We start from the raw sequence: 18,393 nt of genomic DNA on the forward strand, positions 1-18,393 counted from the left end.
ATAAATTGGATTAGTGCATGGTTTTAAATTGGAAAACCCGATTGCTATCCAGCATATTACTTTCCAGTAGTTTTTGTCCTTTTGCAGTGAGCTGCCACAACATGCGTTGTCGATCATCTCGCCCTGTTGGCATAATCCATTCGTTTTGACGCATTTGTAATTTGATTTCATGCAAGGCACGAATATTGACTTGGGCACGAGATACGGCATGCGCCCTTGGCATTTCCTGACGTGCGTCGTCCAGACCGGTTTCATTCAGGTATTCATTGATGCGCTTGGAAAAATATTCTTCCGGGGTCGGAATCACAAAGGCTGAGCCGAGCACATTCAGCAATTGCGCCCAGGTCATCTTGCGATGGGGTTTGACTTCCTTGAAGTTACCATCCTGATAGGCATGCATACGGTATTCAAATGAATAGAGTTCATGCATGGAAACTTTAGGTACATTGGTCAGCGGATCCGCTTCACGATTACCCAGTTCCGTTTCCAGCTGTTTCACCTTGGCACGTAATGCGTCAATTTCATCACGCAATACCTGTGTGTTTTGTGGACGGACCCAACCCACCACCGGATAACGCTCGAGCATCTGCGGCATACTGGAACGTACCGCCAGCTCCAGATCTCTTAAGGTACGATAACAAAACACCTGATCCACTTCGTGTTGGAGCTGTTTTCTAAATTCTTTGAATTTTTCTTTCAGTTCTGGCTTGTGATCATGCAATTTAACATCACGCGACTCGGGGTCTTCATGCATAAATACAATCACAGGCTTCTGTTTGGTCATGGCATAAATATATTCCAGATGCATATAGCCCACACCTGAAACCGATTGCTCGCCATATTGGCTCCCCAGCAGAATCACCACATAATCACAATCGTCAATTTGCCGACGGGCAATCGAGGTACTGAGCGGGGTGCGCTGTTCCAGCCCCCATGACAGGAATCCCATTCCAACTAATGTTTGTGCCAGAACCGCTCGCTCTGGCTGCATTTCATTGCCAGAGGTAGAAATAAAGACTTGATAACGAGTATCTTGCATAGGCCAGGCCCCAATTCATTGATCAATAATATCAAGTATCTATCTTGATTTTTATTAACAACTAACCCCAATAAATATATCAATATGGCTCGATTTAGTGATTTCCTATCTCAATCTCGGCCAGATTTTGAATCTTCCATGTTAATTGTTCGGGTATAAGGTGCTGAAGAACCGGTTGCAGTTCTTGCGCATTGTTACCACTGACATAACATTGAATACGGGTAATGTTATGACGCAATTTGTCACATAATAACCCATTTTTAATTAAAAGATAGGCAGTTTGTCGCGCAACTGCTTGTCCAGAATCAATTAATTTTAATTTTTCAGCAAAAACCTGACGAATCGCATCTTTCAGGAAAGGATAATGGGTACAGCCCAAGACCAGAAAGTCAGCCCCCTGTTCCACTACAGGTTGTAAAATTTGTTGTAGTACGTCGAGACATGCCGGACTCATCTGCTGTCCGGCCTCAACAAATGGCACCAGTTCCAGACTGGTCACGGTCAACACTTTGACGCCCGCAGGCTGGGCAAAGTTTGCCATCACATCTTTTATGAGCTGTCCACGGAAGGTGGCAGGTGTCGCCAGCACAGCTACAACCTTGGATTGGGTCTGGATCACGGCGGGCTTCAATGCAGGCACCAGTCCCACGATCGGAAACCGCTCTCCATAGTGATCACGTAAATAATCCAGACTAAAAGCAGAGGCAGTATTGCATGCCACCACGGCAATTTTACAGCCCTGACGGTAGAGCCATTCGATTGCCTGAGCCGTCAGTTGACGGATTTCCTGATCTGAACGTGCGCCATAGGGCACATGCGCCGTATCGGCATAGTAAAGAATGCGTTCATTGGGCAAATGTCTTGCAATCTCCTGTGCAACCGATAATCCGCCAATACCTGAGTCAAAAACCCCTATGGGTGCATCAGCAGATGCATGTGGCATGGGATCAAGTAAAAGAGGCATGGATTGAACGGCTGTCATATTGCACATGGACACTGGTTTATTTACTCGTTTAAGCTTAAACCTCAGGGGCTCAAATGCAAGACCAAATCACCACTTTTTAGCGTCAAAACCGTGTCACCCTGTGCATTTTCAGACAAAGTCCCGTAGTTGACGAGATGATAAAAACTCTGCCGCTGGATCAAGGCATTCATGCCAAAACGCACATGCACATACGGCCGTAACTCACCTGCAAATTCACGCATAAAAATCGGATGCTGCTCATCCACGATCACCACGTCCTGATTAGGTGTTATCAATTGCAGGTAGGTCTTGCCTTCAATTTCAACCTGATCCACCTGATTGATCAGTAATGGTTCGTCTTCAACTTCGATTTCAATCTGTTCCACCGGGGTTTTGAGGTAGAATTTGCCGTCTTCTTTCCACAATACCCTACTGAACAGATCCAGCAGCGCCTGACGTTTGATCAATTGACCTTCGTGCCACCATTCTCCATTGGCTTTTATGCGTAAATCCATTTTGCCACAATGCTTTGGATGCCACTGCTCTAAAGGCGGAATTGACCTTTTGTGACTTTGCTGTACATCATTTAAGTATTGTGCAATGTTCATTAAGTTTTTATCATCAGAAAACATGACTTTTCCCTGATTTTCTAAAGAGTTTTGTGGAGAATCATTTTCATTTATCATAGTTTATGCCTTGCTGACGAGAAAATATGACCGCTCAGCCAATTGGCGAGATCAAGGTTTAAAACTATACTATCCCAAACGTTTGCAAGCACAATAGTATCATTTGTGTTTGGCAATTAAGAACACTCATGGCAGCGCCGAATCGCAATATTACGGTTGCCACCCTTAAAAATATGAGGAGTCCTACATGGAACACATCGAACGTGAAGCGATGGAGTTTGACGTAGTGATCGTAGGCGCAGGACCTGCTGGTTTATCTGCTGCGATTAAAATTCGTCAATTAGCGATTGAAAACAACCTACCTGACCTTTCTGTATGTGTTGTTGAAAAAGGCTCCGAAGTTGGTGCGCATATCCTTTCAGGTGCTGTACTTGAACCACGTGCCATCAATGAACTATTTCCAAACTGGAAAGAAGAAGGTGCGCCACTCAATGTTCCTGTAACGGGTGATGAAACCTACTTCTTATTGTCTGATACCAAAGCACAAAAAATGCCGTATTGGATGGTTCCAAAATCAATGCATAACGAAGGAAACTATGTGATTTCCCTCGGTAATGTCGTGCGCTGGTTAGGCCAGAAAGCAGAAGAGCTGGAAGTTTCAATTTTCCCGGGCTTTGCTGCATCCGAGATTCTGTACCATGAAGACGGTACCGTAAAAGGCATTCAAACAGGTGATATGGGCATTGGCAAAAATGGTGAGCCAACACATAATTTCACACCTGGCTATGAACTTCATGCCAAATACACCTTATTCGCTGAAGGCTGCCGTGGTCACCTCGGTAAACGCCTGATTGCAAAATATAACCTTGATAAAGATGCTGATCCGCAACACTACGGTATCGGGATTAAAGAACTCTGGGAAATCGACCCTGCTAAACATAAGCCAGGCTTAGTCATGCACGGTGCGGGCTGGCCATTGTCTGAAACCGGTTCATCGGGTGGCTGGTGGTTATATCACGCTGAAAACAACCAGGTGACTCTGGGCATGATCGTAGATTTATCCTATGAAAATCCGCATATGTATCCATTCATGGAAATGCAACGCTGGAAAACCCACCCAACCATCAAGCAATTCCTTGAAGGCGGAAAACGTATCTCTTACGGTGCACGTGCTGTTGTAAAAGGTGGCTTTAATGCATTGCCTAAACTCACTTTCCCAGGCGGTTGCTTGATTGGTGATGATGCCGGTTTCTTGAACTTCTCAAAAATCAAAGGCTCACACACTGCAATGAAGTCAGGTATGTTGTGTGGTGAAGCACTATTCGAAGCCATTGCTGCGGGTGTTGCCAAAGGTGGCGATCTGGCGATTGCACGTGTGCTTGAAGGCGACGATCATTTCGACAAAGAGCTCACTTCTTATACCGATAAATATAACAATTCTTGGTTAAAAGAAGAGTTATATAACTCACGCAACTTTGGTCCTGCCATGCACAAGTTTGGTCAGTGGATTGGTGGTGCATTTAACTTTATCGATCAAAACATCCTTAAAGTACCGTTCACCTTGCATGATCTTAAACAAGACTTTGCTGCACTGAAAACGGTAGATGCATCAACGTTTAAGCCAAACTATCCAAAACCGGATGGCAAGCTTACCTTTGACCGTTTATCTTCAGTATTCGTATCCAATACGGTACATGAAGAAAATCAGCCAGCACACTTAAAGTTGACTGATCCTTCAATTCCAGTGAACGTTAACCTACCAAAATGGGATGAGCCAGCGCAACGCTACTGCCCTGCGGGTGTTTATGAAATCATGGAAAATGATGACGGTTCTAAACGCTTCCAGATCAATGCTGCCAACTGTGTTCACTGTAAGACCTGTGATATTAAAGACCCATCACAGAACATTACTTGGGTAACGCCAGAAGGTGGCGGTGGTCCGAACTATCCGAATATGTAATTCCTTGCGACCCACTAAGACGCTGTCTTGGTGGGTCTCACCTTGCGAAGCTTTAGTCGCTTCTCATATCCAAATATGTAATTCAAAACAAAAAATCCGAGTTTAGACTCGGATTTTTTTATGTGCCATGCAATTTAAAAGACAAAAATTAAACTTAGCCTTTCTGCACCAGATAGCGGTATTCAGTATTGCTGTTTTCATCCAGGTTTTCTTCTTTGAGCAATAACTCATGTCCAAGATGCATACAGAATTTTGGAATATCCCATGAGGTTGACGGATCTGTGGCAAGCACTTCAACCACATCACCTGACTTGGCTTTGCGAATGGCTTGATGCAACATCATCACAGGTTCAGGGCAACGTAAACCTCGCGTATTGATTTGAACAGCGGGAAGTTTTGGTTGTTCAGACATCATAAAACTCAAATATTCGAATTTTCACATTTTAGCATAAACTGCTCATATAAAAATCATCCGGCCTGTTTTGGAAAACTGTACGTTTTTTACATAGTATTGTTGATGCATATCCGCTTTATCTTCGGTATGATGAAAATCATCTAATTGATATAGAGAGTCTTTAGGAAAGATCATGGTCGAGGAATCCAGTCCGTCGTGGGGTATGCGTGGCTTAAGAAAATGGTTAGGTACCGCACCTGAAACCCGCGATGAATTACTCAAGTTAGTTCAAGACTCACGTCGCTTTTTAGAGCCAGATACTGTTGCCATGCTTGAGGGTGTTCTTGACCTGCCAGCAACAAAGATTCGAGAAGTCATGACACCGCGTACAGCAATCATCAGCTTGCAGGAAGACGATCAATTACTTGATATCCTGCATGTACTGATCGACTCTGCACATTCGCGCTTCCCGGTATTCTCAGCGGATCAAAGCGATAATGTGGTGGGCATCCTGTTAGCGAAAGACCTGTTACCCTTTTTAACTGAGCGTAATGTCAAAGTTGATATTCGTTCACTGATGCGCCAGCCTGTGTTTGTGCCTGAAAGTGCACGTTCAGATCAGGTGCTGCGTATGTTGAAAAATACGCAAACCCATATTGCCATCGTGATTGATGAATATGGTTCAACCTCTGGTCTCGTCACCCTTGAAGATATTCTTGAAGAGATTGTCGGCGAAATCGAAGATGAACATGATATTGCCGATGAAGAAGCGTTATATATCGTTCCAGATAATGACCCGACCACAGCAAATACGTGGATTGTGCAGGCACTTACACCAATCGAACATTTCAACACTATTTTAAATGCAGATTTTTCTGACGATGAAGTTGAAACTATGGGCGGTTTACTGCTGCAAGAAATTGGTTTAGTGAGCGATTTACAAGGTCAAACCATTGAGCTTGGCGATTGGCAATTTACCATTATTGAAGCAGATGCACGCACTATTCATCTGATTCGAGCTGTCCGTCAATGAGAACCTATTTTGAGAAGCTGTTAAATTCGTCTCAACCACAAAAACAGCTCCCTTTTATTTTTCCACTGTTGATTGCACTCATTTCGGGTGCAATCTTTAGTTTGGCGCTTGCCCCTTACTATTTCTGGTGGCTGGCAATTTTATCGCCTGCATTACTGTATGCCGTATTGCGCCAGCGGAGTCCCCGTCAGGCCTTTGCGCTCGGTTGGGCCTATGGCTTTGGTTTATGGTTTGTCGGGGCATTCTGGCTCTATACCTCTATCCATACCTATGGCGATACCAATGCCTTTTTAAGCGTGTTGATGATTGCCTTTATGGCGGCGGCAATGGGCTTGTTTACAGCCTTTCAAACCTGGCTGTATCGTCGCTTTTTCCCCGAGACACCGCTTACATTTGCACCCCTATGGGTGCTGTTTGAGTGGGCCAAGACCTGGGTGTTCACCGGTTTCCCGTGGTTATTCGCTGGTTATGCCTTTACTGAACGTCTATTAGATGGTTATGCACCACTGTTTGGTGTGTATGCAGTTTCTTTCGTGGTGATTGTACTGGCCTGTGCTCTAGTGGAGATTTTAAACCGTCGCTGGTTTTGGGCGGTGCCTTCCGCAGTTCTAGTTTTAGGTGCATGGGGTGCTGGATTGATTCAGTTCGTGCAACCCAAAGCCGCCAAGCCCCTCAGTGTGTCTTTAATTCAGGGCAATATTCCCCAAGACCTGAAATGGTTGACTGAATACCAGATCAAGACTTTAGAAATTTATGCCAACCTGACCCGTGCTGAATGGGGCCGTGACCTGATTGTCTGGCCGGAATCCTCCATTCCAATGTTCCAGACCGATATTCCGGAATTTCTGGATGCGATGGCTGCTCAAGCCAAAAAAACAGACAGCGCCTGGGTAACGGGCATCCCATATTGGGATATGGCCAAGTCACAGCAGGTCGGTGAGCCGTTGTATTACAACAGTATTATGGCCTCAGGCAGCGATTCGCATGGTTTGTATAAAAAGCAGCGTCTGGTACCGTTTGGCGAATATATTCCACTATCTGGCATGCTGAAATGGGTTTTGCCTGCAATGCAGAATGATGTCAGCATGAGCGGTTTTACTCGTGGTGAGGCCAATCAGAAGCCCTTAGCCGTTAAAGGTCATGCACTGGCAGCCGCCATTTGCTATGAGGTGGCTTATCCCAACCTGACCCGCCGTAATGCATCGGATAGTGACTTTCTCATCACGGTATCCAATGATGCCTGGTTTACAGGCACTGCTGGACCTTGGCAACATTTGCAAATGGTACAAATGCGCGCCAAGGAAAATGGCCGCTGGTTTATTCGTGCCACCAATACCGGTGTGACAGCATTTATCGACCAGAATGGTCATATTGTGAAACAGGCGCCCATGGATGAGGAAGCTGTGCTGCGTGGTGAACTGCCTGCCATGCAGGGACAAACCTTGTATAACCGCTTAAGTGATTATCCAATCCTGATTTTCTCAGTACTGTTATTGATCATTGGCTGGATTTACCGTCCACGTAAAGTCGATATTTCCTTTAAATCGCGTCGATAAATCACAACAACTTTGTGCCCAGGGGAACCTCAAACTCTGGGACGCAAAGCGCCACCTCTCCTTCCGCATTATAAAATCCTGTGACCAGACATTCTGATTGAATTGGACCAATCTGTTTCTTCGGAAAGTTCACCACAGCCACCACCAGTTTTCCAATCAACTCTTCAGGCTGATAAAGTTTGGTAATTTGTGCGCTGGATTTCCGGATGCCTAATTCCTCACCAAAATCGACCTGCAAGATATAGGCGGGTTTTCGTGCCTGTTTAAATACCTCAGCCTGTATAATCCGGCCGACACGTAATTCAACTTTAGTAAAATCATTCCATTCAATTTGTTGCATCTAGTTATTCTCTGCGGTTTTCCAAGTCCTATGGAATATAGAGGATCTCTATTTTTAAATAAAGATGCTTATTTTTCACTCTCCATTCTAACCCTGCCTGTTTAATGAATTATGCTCTTTATAAAGCCGTATAGGTTTAGGTCAATTAACGTGCCAACATCTCTTCAACAATACCTGGAACTATTTAATCAGGATATTTCATCTTTTGATCAGGAATTCGCGTTGGTCGCTTTACAAAGTAAAAAATACAAAACTTCAAAAAGTCTTCTTTTGGTTTTTAACAGATTCCAAATTATTATGCCGTAGTTGTTTTAGCTTTGTACCTGTCGATCATCATTGCATTGAGGGTGTCGCGCATGAGTACGATACATCGCATGGGATTAGAACAATTTTCGACTGACATCTGGCTTTCTGTCTGGGGACTTTTCTGGCTGATTATTTTTCCTGTTCTGCTGCTGGTCTTACCCATCATACGCAAAATTAGCTTTCTGTTTGTTTAGGCTGGCTAAGTTCAGGCAATAAAAAAACGTAGATTTAAAATCTACGTTTTTAACGCTTCAGTTTTAAATGATTTAAAAGCTGATCGAGAATTGCAGGCTTAAATAAGCCACCAGACTGGATAAAAATAGCATCGGAATATAACGATAAGCCTTAAATAAAAATTGCTCATATTTAGAAATCAGGTCAGCCCGATGCCAGAGCGTGGTTTTTAAAGCACTTAAAAAGCACAGTACTAACCACGCACTGAACATGCTTAATGCAAAGAAACCAATCATAATCTGGCTACTGCCCTCAGTGGCTTGCCATAAGGTCAATGCACCTTCACTCATCGGCAATAACGCTAAAATGAGCAATACAGATTTAAGCATTGCCCAATGAAACTGATTCAGTTCATCCAACATAAAAAATGCTTTCATCTGATTTCTCACACTTGTGTTCAAAGGTCTGATTTATTATGCAAAGCTTTGATCTAAAGAAACAGTCTATTTTTCTGCATAATTTCTTTTTCTTGTAACTATTAAATATGGGAATAATTCTTATTATAACTCTCACATATTCAATATTTTATTCTATTTTTATTTTTCAACAACTTATAGATTAATTACGAATTAAGAAACATTATCACTTCACTCTCGATTTAGTAACTCAAAAGTGAAGTGATATTTTTATCTAACGATTAAGGCTGATAATAAATATCGGCATCGTTGCCTTCACCACCTTCTTTACCATCCGCACCAAACGAATATAAATCAAATGGACGACCTTCACGGCCTGGAATCACATACTGTAAATCATTTTCCCAGCTGTCTTTTGGATAACCACCTTTCACATAACCACCGGGTAACCAGTTTTTCGCTGTGGCTGGCTGGTTCACCAACGCATCTAAACCGCCATCTTGCATGGATGGGTAACGGCCATTATCTAACTTATATTGATCCAGTGCACCCGCAACACCCTTTAAGGTAATGCTGGTGGTATCGACTTTAGCCTTTTCACCACGCCCCATCACGTTCGGAACGATCAGTGCAGCGAGAACACCTAAAATTACAATAACCACCATCACCTCAATGAGGGTAAATCCTGAGCGAGGGTTAACAAAGTGGAACTTTGTCCGAGCGCAAGACGAAGAGCTATGCTCTGAGTCACACGATTCCGCAAGACGAGAAACTGTGCTTTGAGTGCAAGGATTCAAGCTTTGTTCAACATTGTGCTTATTCATTGAATTATTCATATTCATCTCTTTCATGTCACTCATCAGATCATATTGTTCATATTAATAATTGGCAACATTACCGCAATCACAATCACCAATACAATTGCTGCCATAAAAATCAGCATCAAGGGTTCAAGCAAGGCTAGTAACGTAGAAATAAAGGTGGTCACCTCACGGTCCTGCATGGTCGATGCACGATCCAGCATACGATCCAGTTCACCAGAAGCTTCTCCACTTCGGATCATTTGTACCATCATCGGCGGGAAATAACCGCAACGTTCCAGTTGTGTTGCCAAATTCCCCCCTTCTGTTACACGTTCCATCGCCACTTCAATGGCATCACGAATGACCCAGTTATTACTGACTTCGGCGCCAATACGTAAGGCTTCCACCAAAGGTACACCTGAGCGGGTCAAAATGGATAAGGTACTGGCAAAACGTGCTGCATTTATACCACGCGAAAGTTTACCAAATAGTGGCAATCTGAGCGTTAATCGGTCAAATGCATAATGCCCTGCCGTCGTTCTTAAAAACCGGGTAAATAAAATAATGAATACGACAGTAAGAATGAGCATACCGATCCAGGTATGCCGGATAAAGGCACTGGCCTTCATCAAGGCAACCGTAATCCAAGGCAAAGCTTCTTTACTTTGTTCAAAGGTCTTGACGATTTCAGGCACCACATAGGTCATCAAGCCCATCACAATGCCGAAAGACATCAACATCAGTACGATCGGATAAATCATCGCACCCTGAACTTTCTTCTGCATGGCAAAACGGTTTTCAGTGTAGTCCGATAACTGATCCAGAATCAGGTCCAGGTGGCCTGAACGTTCGCCTGCCGCCACTGTTGCAATATATAGTTCGGGAAAGCGTCCTGACTGCTGCATCGCTTTTGCCAGTGAATGACCTTCCAGAACTTTGGAACGTACCGCGATCAGTAGATTGCGGACATGCGCTTTTTCACTTTGTTTACTGACGGCACGCAGGGCTTCTTCCAGCGGAATCCCAGCCGCCACCAATACCGAGAGTTGACGTGTCATCAAGGCCAGATCATAGGCACTAAAGCTTTTTTTAAACCACGAACGCTGTTGCTGTTTGTCTTTTTGCTCGACCGCATCGACCGCGATCGGGGTCCAGGCTTTATCGCGTAACTGTTGGCGAATCTGGCGTGCGGAATCCCCTTCCAGCACACCTTTTTGTTGCTTTCCAGAGGCATCAAGCGCAGTAAATTGATAAGCAGGCATGGTTCTGTTCTAATTGTCCCAAAATAGTCGTTGTTAAGTGCATCCGTGTATGGCCTGAGGAACGTGGTTCCACATGAAATTCATCGACATAACGCATAGCACTTTAGCATAATTCTATGAGATGCCGTCATGCCTTATTTAAGTTGTTTTAAGCGATCATACAACTTAAAAGGCTGAAACTATCAACATACACTTTATATGAATGAAGCCGATATGCCGACCCAAAATTCTAGCACTGTTGTTTACCGTATTCGCGTTGCCATACCGGTGTATCTGTATGATACCTTTGATTATACGGTGAGCGCAGCGCAATACGCTCAGGCACAGGTTGGCGCGCGTGTTGCAATTTCATTTGGGCGGCAAAACCTGGTCGGGATCATTACTGAAAAAGTCAATCCGGACGAAGTCTTTACCGGTCAGTTCAAACTTAAAGCCATTACGGAATTACTCGATCAGGAAGCGATTTTAGACCAACAAGTTTTAACTTTGTTGACATGGTCAGCCCAATATTATCAATTTCCGATTGGCGAGGTCATGCAAAGTGCCTTACCGACCTTACTCAGACAAGGTCGTGCCTTAGATATCCTGTTTCATCTATGGAAAATCACCCCCCATGATGACCCAGCCTCATTATTAAAACGTTCGCAAAAACAATATGAAGCCTATCAGGTATTAAAACTGCATCCGCATGGCACCACTGAAAATGTCTTAAACCTGAGCGGGGTGGAAACCTCGACCCTGAAAGCGCTGGAAAAGAAAGGTCTGGTTGAGTGCTGTCTGGAGCCACACGATTTTACCCCGACACCGGTGCAACTGGCGCAAGTTCCCTTAACACCGAATGAAGACCAGAAAAAAGCCATTCAACATGTTCTCAAGGCACAGCATCATTATCAGGCTTTTTTACTGGATGGTTTGACGGGTAGCGGCAAAACTGAAGTTTATCTGCAAGTGATGCATGAGGTATTAAAACAAGGCAAGCAAGTACTGGTGCTGGTGCCAGAAATTGGCCTCACCCCGCAAACCGTTTCACGTTTTAAGTCACGCTTTCATTGTGATATTGCCTTACTGCATTCAGGGCTGAATGACTCAAAACGGTTACAGGCATGGCAACATGCACAAACTGGCAAAGCCTCGATCATAATTGGGACACGCTCTGCAATTTATACTCCATTGCCCAATCTGGGACTGATCATCCTGGATGAAGAACATGACCTCTCGTATAAACAGCAAGAAGGCTTCCGTTACCATACCCGTGATGTTGCCTTATATCGCGGACATTTGCAGAACTGTCCGGTGATACTTGGCTCTGCAACGCCAAGTATCGATAGTTATCATCTGGTTGAGTCTGGAAAGCTGGAACTGCTTGAACTGAATCAACGTGCAGGTGTGGCGGTTTTACCGAAAATGCATGTGGTGGATTTAAAGATTGCAAAAAAGCAGCATGGTCTCAGCCAGACCTTGATTCAGCAAATTAAGCTTACATTAGAGCGCAAAGAACAAGTCCTGATCTTTTTAAACCGACGCGGTTATGCACCGATCCTGATGTGTGAAAGCTGCGGCTGGCAAGCCAACTGTCCACATTGTGATGCACACTTTACCCTGCATTCACAGCCTTACCACTATTTGCATTGTCATCATTGCGGAACCATTAACCGCTTGCCAGACCATTGTCCGGCATGCCAGAAACAGAGTTTGAAAACCATTGGGGCAGGAACGGCAAAGCTTGAGGAACATTTACAGGAACTGTTCCCGCACAATGAAGTGATACGGGTTGACCGCGACAGTACCAGCCGGGTCGGTAGCTGGCAGAAAATTTATGACCGGATCCAGCAAAACAAACCAAGTATCTTGCTGGGGACGCAAATGCTGGCGAAAGGCCATCATTTTCCGCATGTGACGCTGGTTGCGATTCTGGATATTGATGCAGGCCTGCTCAGTGTTGATCCGCGTGCGCCTGAACGGACAGCTCAATTGATTGTGCAGGTGGCCGGACGTGCTGGACGTGGTGAGCATAAAGGCAGTGTCTATTTACAAAGTTTACGTCCTGACCATCCAATGCTAACCATGCTGATTGAGCATGATTATCGTACCGTCGCCAAACAAATGCTGGCTGATCGCAAAATTGCCATGTTGCCACCTTATCGTTATACGGTACTGGTTCGGGTGGAATCGAAAGATCGCGACTATAGCCAACACTTTCTGGCCGAGATTGCCCAGCAACTCAGGAGCATGGCTGGCGATCTGGTCGATATCTGGGGCCCAATCCCTGCACCGATGGAGCGTAAAGCAGGCCGTTATCGTGCACACATGGTGATTTTATCTACCGATCGGGCAAAACTGCACTTTTATTTGCGTCAATGGTGGCAACAAGTGGTACATTTACCACGACAGCATCAACTCAGGCTTTCCATTGATGTTGATCCACAAGAGTTTAGTTAAACTAGTTTAGGCGCACCTTATAAAAGCCCCATCACGGATTGGTCTTTTTAAGCTTTACTCATTTGGGTTCGTCTAAACAGAATAGAAAAATTGAGGCATTCGATGTCCTTACTGCTCCCCATTATTTTTTTACTGGCTGCGACTTTAATTTTTGTGCCCTTGGCCAAGCGCTACATGGGCACAACAGTTTTAGGTTATCTCATCGCAGGGCTTGTACTCGGTACACATGTTTCTGGGCTGATTGAAGATCCTCAACTGATCCAGTCACTGCTCAATCTTGGCATGATGGCGGTCATGCTGTTTCTAGGTCTAAGCTTTCGACCTGTACAACTGTGGCTGGAACGTAAACCTATCCTTAAAAGTACGGGACTACAACTTGCAGTCACCCTCCCGCTTTTAGCCGGTGCAGCTTTCCTGCTGTTTCACCAGTTGCAGAGCAGTCTCATTCTTGGCTTTGCACTGGCACTCTCCGCAGTGACTTTAGTGCAGCAACTGCTACAGAAAAAACAGCAACTGCATAGCCCGTTGGGGCAAGCCTGTTTGGCAACACTGCAATTTCAGATTTTTATTACCGTGATTCTGATTGCGCTGTTTCCTTTGCTGGAAGATACGGCATCGACAAGACACGGGATTGCTTATTTTGCAGCAATCATTGCCACGATTTCAGGTCTGTTTCTCGCCAGTCGCTATCTGGTGCGTCCAGCCTTCCGCTTTTTAGCACAAAAAAATAGTATTCAACTCATCCCTGTACTGAGCGCTCTGATCATTGTCTCGGTCATTCTGATTATGGATGTTTTGAATATTCATGTCTTGATTGGTGCATTTTTGGCAGGCTTATTACTGGCAGAAACCGAATTTAAAGCTGAAGTTGAACGTATTCTTGAACCTTTTAAAGATGCGGCCATCGGGTTATTTTTTCTGGCGATGGGTTTAGGCCTTTCATTAGAACCTATAACTCAAACCCCTTTACTGATCCTGGGTTCAATCTTTGGGCTGATCCTGATCAAGTCCGGTGTGATTGCAGCAATCAGTTATTACCAGCAACGTCATGCCCGACTCAGTACCCTGTTTGCCATCACCTTGGCACAAATTGGTGAACTGAGCTTTATCTTGCTCAAACTGGCAGAAAGTGAAAATTTACTTGGCAAGGCTTTATTACAGCCTGCCTTGCTCATCGTCTTCGGCTCGATGTTATTGACGCCGCTGCTGTACTGGCTGTTTGATACAGAAATTTTGCCACGGTTGCAGAAAAAAGTACCTGTTGCACCTGAAGATGTGCCGCAACACCCGATTCTGATTGTCGGTTTTGGACGCTTTGGGCAAGTGGTTGCTCGCGCTTTACATGCACAGGGTAAACACTTTAGCGTGATTGACAGCAACCAGCCTGATGCTGATTTTATTGAACAATATGGACATCGGTTTTTTGATGCCGATGTGACCCAGGTTGAGAACTTACGTGCTGCCGGAATCGAATATTGCAAACTCCTGATCCTCGCCATTGATGATGTTGAAGACAGTATGAATCTGGCACGTTATCTGCGCTTGAATCATCCGGACCTGACCCTGTTTGTGCGGGCACGCGACCGTCATCATGCGCATTTGCTCAATGCTTTAGGCATTCAATATATCTGGCGTGAAACTTATGCCGCTTCACTGGAGATGGCCCAGCAGGCGTTGCTTGAAACGGGGCTGTCAAATCTTGATGCACAAATGCAGATAGAGCGTTTTAAGCAACAGGATGAGCTGCTGCTGATCCAGCAACATTGGGTACAGGAACAGCAAGAGGTTATTGAATATTATCCGAGTGCAATTGCAGAACTTGAGTATTTATTTGAAAACACAAAAACTTTGCAGCCAGATCGCACGCGCAGTGATCAAAACACACAAAGTGATGCAAATTCACTCAATGAAACATCTTGAGTTTTAGCAAACTGACACCATTATTGACTGCATACATGCACCTTTTTATAAAGCCCTCAGTGCTTTTCAAAGCAGCGCATTGCTTTGTTTTCCCTGTGCGGGATACTGGAGAAAAATATGTCTGATTTACGCCAACGCTTTTTTATTGAGGACTGCCCTGTTCGCGGTGAAGTGGTGCATCTGGAAGAAGCATTACAAACCATTTTGGCGCAACGCGAATATATGCCTGCAGTACAAAGCCTGTTGGGCGAAATGTTAAGTGCGACTGCATTACTTGCCAGCACACTGAAAATCCGTGGTCGTATTAGCTTACAGATTCAGGCAAGCGGTACCTTTAAATGGGCCATGGCTGAATGTAACCATTTAGGTGAAGTCCGTGCCTTGGCTGATTATGAAGAAGATCCAAGATTTGTCGAAGGCCATGATAGCCGTACGGTACTGGCAGCCTTAACCAATCCGGTTCTGTTCATTAATATTGAACCTGAACATGGCGAACGCTATCAAGGGATCGTACCGCTTGATCAACCGACCTTGGCTGGCTGTTTGACCCAATATTACGATTTATCGGCGCAGATTCCGACGCATATTGTCTTGGCGACCAACAGCAAACGTTCAGGTGGCTTATTGATTCAGTTGCTTCCTCGGAATGATGAAGAAGAGCAAAAACTGGTCGACGAAGACCTATGGCCTCGTCTGACCATGCTCACTGAAACCTTGAAACCGGAAGAACTGACCGACCTGTCAGCCAATGAAATCCTCTATCGTTTGTATAACGAAGAAGAAGTGCGTTTGCCTGAAGTTGAGCAGTTAAAGTTTGGTTGTACCTGTTCAAAAGAGCGCTGTGCCAATGCCCTGATTCAGATTGGTGTAGATGCAGTCCATGAAACTTTAGAAGCACAAAATCCGATCCAGATGGATTGCCAGTTCTGTAATACACGCTATGAATTTACGGCAGAAGAAGCTTTGGCTTTATTTGGTGAACATTTAAGTTAATTCATTCAATGTTGAAAATAAAAAAAGACGGGCTTCCGTCTTTTTTTATTTTGTATTAAGGTCTACCCGATAAAACAATGTTCAAATCTCCTTATAATACCGACCTTATGATTAATCTATGAATTACTTCGAATATGTACTGTTTATTGTGAGTGTGGTGGTACTGATCGCCACGCCGGGGCCTGTCATGATTCTGGTGGCCAGTGCCGGACTCAAAGGCGGTTATAAAAAAGCTTTACAGACCATCTTTGGAACCAACTTTGCCTCTTTAATCCTGATTTTTATCTCAGTGCTTATTCTCAAAGGCTTTCTGATTATTGATGAAAACTATCTGAAAGCCATTCGGGTACTAGGTTGCCTTTATATTGCCTATCTCGGTTATAGCATTATTAAAGAAGTCATTCAGGCGCCGCATCCAACTGCGATTCAAACCGTATCGGCACAAAATGGCGGTTTTAACAAAGGCTTTCTGGTCGGCATCTCCAATCCCAAAGATATTATTTTCTTTTCGGCATTTTTCCCGCAGTTTATTTCAATTTCACCCAATATCAATTTTAGTCTCAGTCTGTTGACAGTGACCTGGATTATTCTGGATTTCCTGACCTTATCTTTGGTGTATCTGTTCTTCCGTCGCTTATCGCAAAGCAGTGTTTATCCAAAAATCCTCGGTTTATGCGGTGCCTTGCTGGTCTTGATTGCACTGTATGGTCTGATCGAAACCTTTATCTAGACGTTCAACCAAGCCAAATAAAATTATTTACACGCTCTTTTCTAATTCAAACAGAACAAGTCTTATACAATCGAATCCATTGAAATCTCTTGGATTCGTTTCATAATGAAAGAAACACAACATTATTATATTTAAAGATCATGGCAAAAAATTATTATGAAGAGCTAGGTGTTTCCAGAGATGCCTCAGCAGATGAAATCAAAAAAGCCTATCGAAAACTGGCGCGTAAATATCATCCTGACATTAGTAAAGAAGCGGATGCGGAAGCCAAAATGCAGGCGATTAATGTCGCCTATGACACCTTAAGCGATAGCAGCAAAAAAGCCGAATATGATCAGATGCTAGATCATCCACAAGGTTTTTCCAACTTTGGTCAAGCTAACCAAAGCGGTTTCGATGGTTCGCAGTTCTATCGCCAGAGTTCAGGAGATGGGGCAGATTTTAGTGGCTTTGAAGACCTGTTTGGTCGTTTCGGCTCAGGCTTTGGCGGCGGGCAACAACGCTCTCAACGCCAACAGCGTAGCTATCGTGGTGAAGATCAACATGCCAGCATTCAGGTCGATTTAGAGATTGCCTATCACGGATCAACCCAGCAAATCACGCTACAAATTCCGACTTATAACGTCTATGGTGAACCTGAAGTACAACGCAAAACCCTGGAAGTTAAAATTCCAAAAGGCATGAAGGAAGGTCAGCAAATCCGTCTCAATGGTCAAGGCCAGAGTGGCATCAATGGCGGTGCAAATGGCGATCTTTATATCGAAATTCAGTATAAAGATACTGATCGGATTCGGGTTGAAGGCGCTGACGTCTATCAAACCATTGACGTCAGCCCTTGGGAAGCGGGTTTGGGACAAGGTATCGAGGTCAATACCCCTGCTGGACAGCTCAAGGTCAACTTGCCGAAAAATGCCAAGAACGGGCAGCAATTACGTTTAAAAGAAAAAGGCATTCCAAACAAGACTGCAGGACATCTGTACCTGATTATCAATATTGTTTTACCGCCAGCGCACAGTGAGCAAGAGCAACAGGCTTATCAACAATTTGCCGATGCCTTTGCTGCATTTAAACCTCGTGCCTCATAAGGAGTAAGATCATGACAACGATTCAATACAAAGAAATTCAATATGACGGTCACTGCCAAGTTGAAATCATTGATGAACAATTGGCACTTGATCTTGAACACTTTGCCGAAGCATGTGGTCAAAGTACCGACTGGGTCCTCAAGCTGATTGATTATGATATTTTGCAGATCTCTGTCGACCCACAAAACTATCAGTTTATTGGTGAAGATGTCAGCCGTGCCAGACGTGCCTATCGCCTGCAACGCGACTTTGATGCAAGCCTGTCAGCTGTGGCCGTGATGCTGGATTTAATCGATGAAGTTCAGCAACTACGTAAACAGCTCAAACATTTTCATTAAAGGATTTAGTATGAC

The 18,393-nt window shown here is 44.3% G+C and carries 18 protein-coding genes; 10 read left to right on the forward strand and 8 right to left on the reverse strand.

The window, feature by feature from the left end; genetic code table 11:
* Positions 1-10: 10 nt before the first annotated feature.
* The 3 genes from MSG93_RS10420 to MSG93_RS10430 all read right to left on the reverse strand — a co-directional run bounded on the left by MSG93_RS10420 (position 11) and on the right by MSG93_RS10430 (position 2,689).
* On the reverse strand, positions 11-1,039 hold the full coding sequence (locus MSG93_RS10420) for a DUF4062 domain-containing protein (protein WP_005226528.1): 1,029 nt from the start codon (positions 1,037-1,039) through the stop codon (positions 11-13).
* Positions 1,040-1,133: 94 nt separating this feature from the next.
* Positions 1,134-2,021, reverse strand: coding sequence for a glutamate racemase (murI, locus tag MSG93_RS10425; RefSeq protein WP_262755758.1), 888 nt, complete (start codon positions 2,019-2,021; stop codon positions 1,134-1,136).
* Between the two features lie 44 nt (positions 2,022-2,065).
* A complete protein-coding gene (locus MSG93_RS10430; protein WP_324621779.1) occupies positions 2,066-2,689 on the reverse strand; it encodes a DUF1285 domain-containing protein in 624 nt (207 codons plus the stop codon).
* Positions 2,690-2,876: 187 nt separating this feature from the next.
* On the opposite strand from MSG93_RS10430, the gene MSG93_RS10435 reads away from it, so the two are divergent.
* On the forward strand, positions 2,877-4,589 hold the full coding sequence (locus MSG93_RS10435) for an electron transfer flavoprotein-ubiquinone oxidoreductase (protein ID WP_324621780.1): 1,713 nt from the start codon (positions 2,877-2,879) through the stop codon (positions 4,587-4,589).
* Positions 4,590-4,743: 154 nt separating this feature from the next.
* Here MSG93_RS10435 and tusA read toward each other — a convergent pair whose 3' ends face one another.
* Positions 4,744-5,001, reverse strand: coding sequence for a sulfurtransferase TusA (gene tusA / locus MSG93_RS10440; RefSeq protein ID WP_005226520.1), 258 nt, complete (start codon positions 4,999-5,001; stop codon positions 4,744-4,746).
* Positions 5,002-5,176: 175 nt separating this feature from the next.
* Here tusA and MSG93_RS10445 point away from each other — a divergent pair, with 175 nt between their 5' ends.
* Positions 5,177-6,016, forward strand: coding sequence for an HlyC/CorC family transporter (locus MSG93_RS10445; RefSeq protein ID WP_004774169.1), 840 nt, complete (start codon positions 5,177-5,179; stop codon positions 6,014-6,016).
* Positions 6,013-7,572 (forward strand): apolipoprotein N-acyltransferase, encoded by a 1,560-nt coding sequence (lnt, locus tag MSG93_RS10450; RefSeq protein WP_262766496.1) that lies wholly within the window; start codon positions 6,013-6,015, stop codon positions 7,570-7,572. Before MSG93_RS10445 ends, lnt begins: the two co-directional genes overlap by 4 nt.
* Before the next feature lies 1 nt (position 7,573).
* Here lnt and MSG93_RS10455 read toward each other — a convergent pair whose 3' ends face one another.
* Complete coding sequence (locus MSG93_RS10455; RefSeq protein ID WP_324621781.1) at positions 7,574-7,912, reverse strand: tRNA-binding protein; 339 nt, start codon at positions 7,910-7,912, stop codon at positions 7,574-7,576.
* A gap of 284 nt (positions 7,913-8,196) precedes the next feature.
* Here MSG93_RS10455 and MSG93_RS10460 point away from each other — a divergent pair, with 284 nt between their 5' ends.
* A complete protein-coding gene (locus MSG93_RS10460) occupies positions 8,197-8,412 on the forward strand; it encodes a DUF2798 domain-containing protein (protein WP_324621942.1) in 216 nt (71 codons plus the stop codon).
* Positions 8,413-8,484: 72 nt separating this feature from the next.
* Here the strand turns inward: MSG93_RS10460 and MSG93_RS10465 are convergent, their stop codons facing one another.
* The 3 genes from MSG93_RS10465 to gspF form a co-directional block, all read right to left on the reverse strand.
* Positions 8,485-8,829, reverse strand: a complete 345-nt coding sequence (locus tag MSG93_RS10465) for a hypothetical protein (RefSeq protein WP_032870628.1) — start codon at positions 8,827-8,829, stop codon at positions 8,485-8,487.
* A gap of 260 nt (positions 8,830-9,089) precedes the next feature.
* The gene (gspG, locus tag MSG93_RS10470; RefSeq protein WP_079281826.1) at positions 9,090-9,668 is read right to left on the reverse strand and encodes a type II secretion system major pseudopilin GspG; all 579 of its coding nucleotides are present in this window, start codon (positions 9,666-9,668) and stop codon (positions 9,090-9,092) included.
* A complete protein-coding gene (gene gspF / locus MSG93_RS10475; RefSeq protein ID WP_324621782.1) occupies positions 9,668-10,873 on the reverse strand; it encodes a type II secretion system inner membrane protein GspF in 1,206 nt (401 codons plus the stop codon). The genes gspG and gspF overlap by 1 nt, the downstream gene beginning before the upstream one ends.
* 198 nt (positions 10,874-11,071) lie before the next feature.
* Between gspF and MSG93_RS10480 the strand changes: the two genes are divergently transcribed.
* The 6 genes from MSG93_RS10480 to MSG93_RS10505 all read left to right on the forward strand — a co-directional run bounded on the left by MSG93_RS10480 (position 11,072) and on the right by MSG93_RS10505 (position 18,378).
* Positions 11,072-13,312, forward strand: a complete 2,241-nt coding sequence (locus tag MSG93_RS10480; RefSeq protein ID WP_324621783.1) for a primosomal protein N' — start codon at positions 11,072-11,074, stop codon at positions 13,310-13,312.
* 102 nt (positions 13,313-13,414) lie between these two features.
* Positions 13,415-15,232 carry a cation:proton antiporter gene (locus MSG93_RS10485; protein ID WP_324621784.1) on the forward strand — a complete coding sequence of 606 codons (1,818 nt, stop codon included), beginning with the start codon at positions 13,415-13,417 and terminating at the stop codon, positions 15,230-15,232.
* A gap of 117 nt (positions 15,233-15,349) precedes the next feature.
* The gene (gene hslO, locus MSG93_RS10490; RefSeq protein WP_005280808.1) at positions 15,350-16,225 is read left to right on the forward strand and encodes an Hsp33 family molecular chaperone HslO; all 876 of its coding nucleotides are present in this window, start codon (positions 15,350-15,352) and stop codon (positions 16,223-16,225) included.
* A 118-nt stretch (positions 16,226-16,343) separates the two neighbouring features.
* Positions 16,344-16,955: a LysE family translocator gene (locus MSG93_RS10495; RefSeq protein ID WP_005280811.1), complete on the forward strand. Its 612-nt coding sequence runs from the start codon at positions 16,344-16,346 to the stop codon at positions 16,953-16,955.
* A 140-nt stretch (positions 16,956-17,095) separates the two neighbouring features.
* Positions 17,096-18,040: a DnaJ C-terminal domain-containing protein gene (locus tag MSG93_RS10500; protein ID WP_324621785.1), complete on the forward strand. Its 945-nt coding sequence runs from the start codon at positions 17,096-17,098 to the stop codon at positions 18,038-18,040.
* A gap of 11 nt (positions 18,041-18,051) precedes the next feature.
* Positions 18,052-18,378 (forward strand): chaperone modulator CbpM, encoded by a 327-nt coding sequence (locus MSG93_RS10505; protein ID WP_262476410.1) that lies wholly within the window; start codon positions 18,052-18,054, stop codon positions 18,376-18,378.
* Positions 18,379-18,393: the final 15 nt, after the last annotated feature.

The sequence above is a fragment of the Acinetobacter sp. IK40 genome (assembly GCF_035615075.1).
GTDB classification, from domain to species: Bacteria; Pseudomonadota; Gammaproteobacteria; order Pseudomonadales; family Moraxellaceae; genus Acinetobacter; species Acinetobacter courvalinii.